The sequence below is a fragment of the Arthrobacter sp. Bi26 genome, assembly GCF_918697925.1.
Classification (GTDB): Bacteria; Actinomycetota; Actinomycetes; order Actinomycetales; family Micrococcaceae; genus Arthrobacter.
In genome coordinates, this window is the sequence record NZ_CAKKMF010000167.1 from 1 (window position 1) to 4,627 (window position 4,627).

Annotated in this window: 3 protein-coding genes and 1 pseudogene; all 4 read right to left on the bottom strand. The window is 66.4% G+C overall.

Annotated elements, in window-relative coordinates; all coding sequences use genetic code 11:
• Window positions 1-151: 151 nt before the first annotated feature.
• Window positions 152-544, bottom strand: coding sequence for a GntR family transcriptional regulator (locus LQV16_RS22895; RefSeq protein ID WP_229996135.1), 393 nt, complete (start codon window positions 542-544; stop codon window positions 152-154).
• Window positions 541-2,382, bottom strand: a complete 1,842-nt coding sequence (locus LQV16_RS22900; protein ID WP_229996136.1) for an ABC transporter ATP-binding protein — start codon at window positions 2,380-2,382, stop codon at window positions 541-543. The genes LQV16_RS22895 and LQV16_RS22900 overlap by 4 nt, the downstream gene beginning before the upstream one ends.
• 113 nt (window positions 2,383-2,495) lie before the next feature.
• Window positions 2,496-4,280: an ABC transporter ATP-binding protein gene (locus LQV16_RS22905; RefSeq protein WP_229996137.1), complete on the bottom strand. Its 1,785-nt coding sequence runs from the start codon at window positions 4,278-4,280 to the stop codon at window positions 2,496-2,498.
• Window positions 4,281-4,415: 135 nt separating this feature from the next.
• Window positions 4,416-4,627 (bottom strand): annotated as a pseudogene (locus tag LQV16_RS22910) (trans-aconitate 2-methyltransferase); the annotation flags it as partial.

Here is a 4,627-nt window from a genome sequence, read left to right on the forward strand (position 1 = left end):
GGACGGGGCGGCATCCCGGGCTGCCAGCGGTTCGATGGCGGACTGGACTTCAACGGCTGGATCTTCAGCTACGGCTTTAGGCACGAATCTAATGCTAATCGAAAACTTCTTCGAAAAACTATTCTGCGCACCAGGGGCAGCGCCGGATGTGCTACTGGCGGTCGTAAGCGGCGGCGAGCAACTGCACGGCCTCGGCGAAACTCGCGCCCTGGGCCTTGGCGGCCGCGGCGAACTCGGCGGCGGCGGCGGACAGCGAGCTCCAGGCGGCATCGCGGGCACAGACAACGGTGCCGTTCCGGCCCCGCGTCACCACGACGCCGGCAGCCTCGAGTTCCTTGTACGCCCGCGCCACAGTGTGGGGTGCCACACCCAGTTCGCCGGCGAGGCTCCGCACGGCCGGAAGCCTCGTGCCCGGTGCGAGCGTGCCGTTGTCTGCGCGTTCAATGACGTACAGCCGGAGCTGTTCGAAGAGCGGCACGGAGCTGGCAGGGTTGGTCCGCCACGAACCGGGGAAACGCTCCCCCGCGGTGTCCGTGGAGCTCACTGTTCCGCCTCCCGGACGGCCGGGACCTGTTCGCGACCGGCGAACTGTGCCTCGTACAAATCCTTGTAGAGCCCGCGCCTGGCCATCAGCTGCTGATGCGTCCCGTGTTCAACGATTCGTCCGTGGTCCATGACGAGAATTAGATCAGCGTCCCGGACCGTGGACAAACGGTGCGCGATCACGAAGCTCGTGTGACCTTGCCGCAGCCGCTCCATGGCATGCCGGATCTGCACCTCGGTACGGCTGTCAACCGAACTCGTCGCCTCGTCCAGCACCAGGATGCTGCGCCCCGCGACCTGCGCCCGCGCGATCGAGACTAGCTGGCGCTGGCCGCGGCTCAGGGAGTCGCCGTCGTTGCCGAGCATCGTGGCGTAGCCGCCCGGAAGGGACCTGACGAACTGGTCCACGTGGCTGGCGCGGGCAGCGGCCACGATGTCGGCGTCGGTGGCACCGGGCCGGCCGTATTCGATGTTCTCCCGGATGCTGCCCGTGAACAGCCACGCATCCTGCAGAACGGTGCCGAAGGCGCTTCGCAGCTCGTCGCGCGGGATGGTGGCGATGTCGGTCGAGTCCACCAGGATCCGCCCGGAGTCGAGTTCATAGAAGCGCATCAGGAGGTTTACCACGGTGGTCTTGCCGGCCCCGGTGTGTCCCACGATTGCCACGGTCTGTCCCGGCTCCACCGTGAAGGAGAGGTCCTTCACCACTGGGGTGCCGGGGCTGTAACTGAAGCTGACGTCCTCGAACGTCACCCGGCCCGCCACCGCGCCCCAATTCAGTGGGGCCTGGGACGTGCCCGGGGCGCGGGACTTGCGTCCGTTGGAGGCTTTGCGCGGGACGTGGAGTTTTCGCGGGGAGCCGCCGCGATGAAGCTTGCCGGCGCCATTGGCCGAAACGGCAGGCACCGCGCTGTCCGGCGGGATCTCCGGAGCGTCCAGCAGCTCAAACACGCGCTCCGCCGAGGCCAGGCAGGACTGCATGAGAGTCAGCATTCCGCCGATCTGGCCCACGGGCTGGCTGAAGAGGCGGGAGAACTGGAAGAAAGCCTGGATGCCGCCGATGGTCATCGCCCCCGCGGTAACCTGGAGCGCCCCCACAACAGCCACCGCAATGTAGTTGAGGTTGGCGACAAACATTAACAGCGGCTGCACGATGCCGGACAAGTACTGGGCACGGGTGCTCGATCGTGTGAGCTTGTCGTTGTACTCCCGGAAGCTCACCGCCGATGCCTCCTGCCGGCCGAAGGCCTTGACCACTTCGTGGCCGGTGAAGAACTCTTCGAGTTGGGCGTGCAGTGCCCCAGTACTGCTCCACTGCTCCTTGAAATGCGCCTGGGAGTGCCGGGCCACGAGCACCGTGATGGCCGTGGACACCGGCACCGACAGGACAGCGATCAGTGCCAGCAGCGGCGAGAGCCACAGCATCATGGCGAGTGCGGCGGAGAGCATGAGGAGGGACATGATCAGCTGGTTCAGGAGCTGGTTGAGGGCCTGGGAGATATTGTCGACGTCGTTCGTGGCGCGGCTGAGCACGTCGCCGCGGCGCTGCTCCTCGAAATGGCTGGACGGCAGCACGTGGAGTTTTTGTTCCACGGAACCGCGGAGCCCGTAGCTGAGGCGCTGCACAGCTGTGGCGGCCAGACTGCCCTGGATCCAGCTGAACAGCGAAGCCCCAACATACATGGCGGAAACCGCCAGCAGCCGCTCGGCCAACTCTTGCTCGTCGAGGGAGCCGCCCATGAAGCCCGCGACGACGACGTCGGTGGCGTCGCCCAGGACCTTCGGAGCCGCCACATTGAGTGTCACGAACGCACAGGTGGCGGCGATGACACCGGCCATCCGCCATTTCAGCGGCAGGAGCAGGCCAAGCAGCCGGCCGGCGATCTGCCATTTGATGCGCTCCGGGACGCCGGGCCCCGCAGTGGTCCCGGCGCGATGTGCCCGCCCGCGGCTCACGGGGTTTCCTCCAGCACCAGCTGGGAATCGGCAATTTCCTGGTAGCTGGGCGAGGACTCCATGAGTTCGCTGTGCGTACCCTGCGCGACGACGCGGCCGTCCTCCAGCACGAGGATCAGTCCGGCGTCCACGATTGTTGACACCCGTTCGGCCACGATCAGCACGGTTGCCGAGCGCAGCAGGGGCTCGATGGCCGCGCGGAGCCTGACGTCGGTCCCGTAGTCCAGGGCCGAGAAGCTGTCGTCGAACAAATAGACGGGGGCATTCTTGAGCAGTGCCCGCGCGATGCACAGGCGCTGCCGTTCGCCGCCGGAGAAGTTGGTGCCGCCCTGGCTCACGGGCGCTTCGAGTCCTAGCGGCAGGGCCCGGACAAAGTCGGCGGCCTGGGCGGCCTCGAGCGCCTGCCACAATTCGGGCTCGTCCGCGGCGGCTGAGCCGAACCGGAGGTTTTCCGCGACCGTGCCCGTGAAGAGATAGGACTGCTGCGGGACCATTGCGATGAGGTCCCGCAGGACGTCCAGCGGCATGGCCCGCACGTTATGCCCGCCAATGCTGATCCCGCCGGCGGTCGTGTCGAGGAAGCGGGGAAGCAGGTTCAGGAGCGTCGTCTTGCCGCTGCCGGTCGCGCCGATGATCGCCGTCGTGGTCCCGGTCCGGGCGGTGAACGAGACGCCGTCCAGCACAGGCGCTTCGGCGCCGGGATAGGCGAAGGACACGTTCCGGAATTCGACGGTGCTGCCGGTGTGCGCCGTCTTGCCGGCAAGGACGGTGCCGGCAATGGCGGTCCCGGTGGGGGACGTCTTGCCGGGAGGGGCGGTGCCGGCGGAAGTGGCCGGATCCGCGATGGCCGGTTCCGTGTCCAGGACTTCGCGGATCCGCTCCGCGCACGCCGCCGCCCTGGGGGCGGTCATGAACACGTACATTGCCATCATGATGGCAATCAGGATCTGCAGGATGTAGGCGATGAACGCCGTTAGCGCCCCCAGCCGCATTTCGCCGGAGTCGATCCGGTGGCCGCCAAACCACACCACGAACACGGAAGACAGGTTGACCACGAACATGATCATCGGCATCATCGCGGCGACCAGGAGGGCGGACTGCAGGTTGTTCCGGGTGAGGTCCTTGTTGGCTTCATCGAAGCGGCGGATTTCGTGGTCCTGCCGGACGAAGCCGCGGATGACATTCGCGCCGATGATCTGCTCACGCAGCACCCGGCCGATCCGGTCCAGGAGCCCCTGGCCCTGGCGGTACAGGGGAATCAGGCGGCGCACGATCACGGTCATGATCACCGTGAGGACCGGGATCACCACGACCACGATCCAGGACAGCACAACGTCCTGGTGCACGGCCAGCACGATGCCGCCGATAAAGATCGCGGGGGCCGCAATCAGCATGATGAAAATCAAGATGGCGAGGTTTTGGATCTGGGCGACGTCGTTGGTGGCCCGGGTGACGAGGCTGGGCGCACCGAACGCGCTGACCTCCTGGGAGGAGAAGGACTGCACTTTCGCGAAGAGTTCCTGACGCAGCTGCCGGCCAATCTCCATGGCGACGACGGCGCCCAGATACCCGGCCGCGATGGCCGTGACCACCTGAACGGCGGCGATTCCGGCCATCCAGCTGCCGAGATAGAGGATTTCCCCTTTGTCCCCGCCGATGATGCCGTCGTCGATAATCGCGGCGTTCAGGGTGGGCAGGAGCAGGTTGGCAGTGGCTTGCACGAGCTGCAGCACAACGATGGCCAGCACGCTCCCCTTATGCGCGGACAGCAGCCGCGACATCAGGCCTATAAGCACCGAACCTCCATTACTAGCCCAGGGCCCGGTATGGAATCAGCCTAACGGCCGCCCCCATACCGCCACGTCATTGTAAGCCCCATTCCGGAGTGCTTCGTGTCATCCGGCAGACACGCCCGCTCACCCGGTTTTTTGCGCCACCGCAAAGGTGCGGCGGAACGGGAAAACGGTCCCGTGCCGGCCCGCGGGATACGCGTCGTCCAGCCGCGCCGAATATTCGGCCTCGAACTCCCTGGCCTCGTCCTCGGGGAGGGCCGCGAGGACCGGCCTGAGTCCAGTGCCGCGGACCCACTCCAAAACAGGGTGGGCGCCCGGGAGCAGCTGAAGATAGG

What these genes read in the sequence shown, in the direction of transcription:
- LQV16_RS22905 (WP_229996137.1), bottom strand. Translation starts at nt 4,280, where the DNA reads ATGTCGCGGCTGCTGTCCGCGCATAAGGGGAGCGTGCTGGCCATCGTT.
- LQV16_RS22900 (WP_229996136.1), bottom strand. Translation starts at nt 2,382, where the DNA reads ATGGCCGGTGTCATCGCCGCCACCTGTGCGTTCGTGACACTCAATGTG.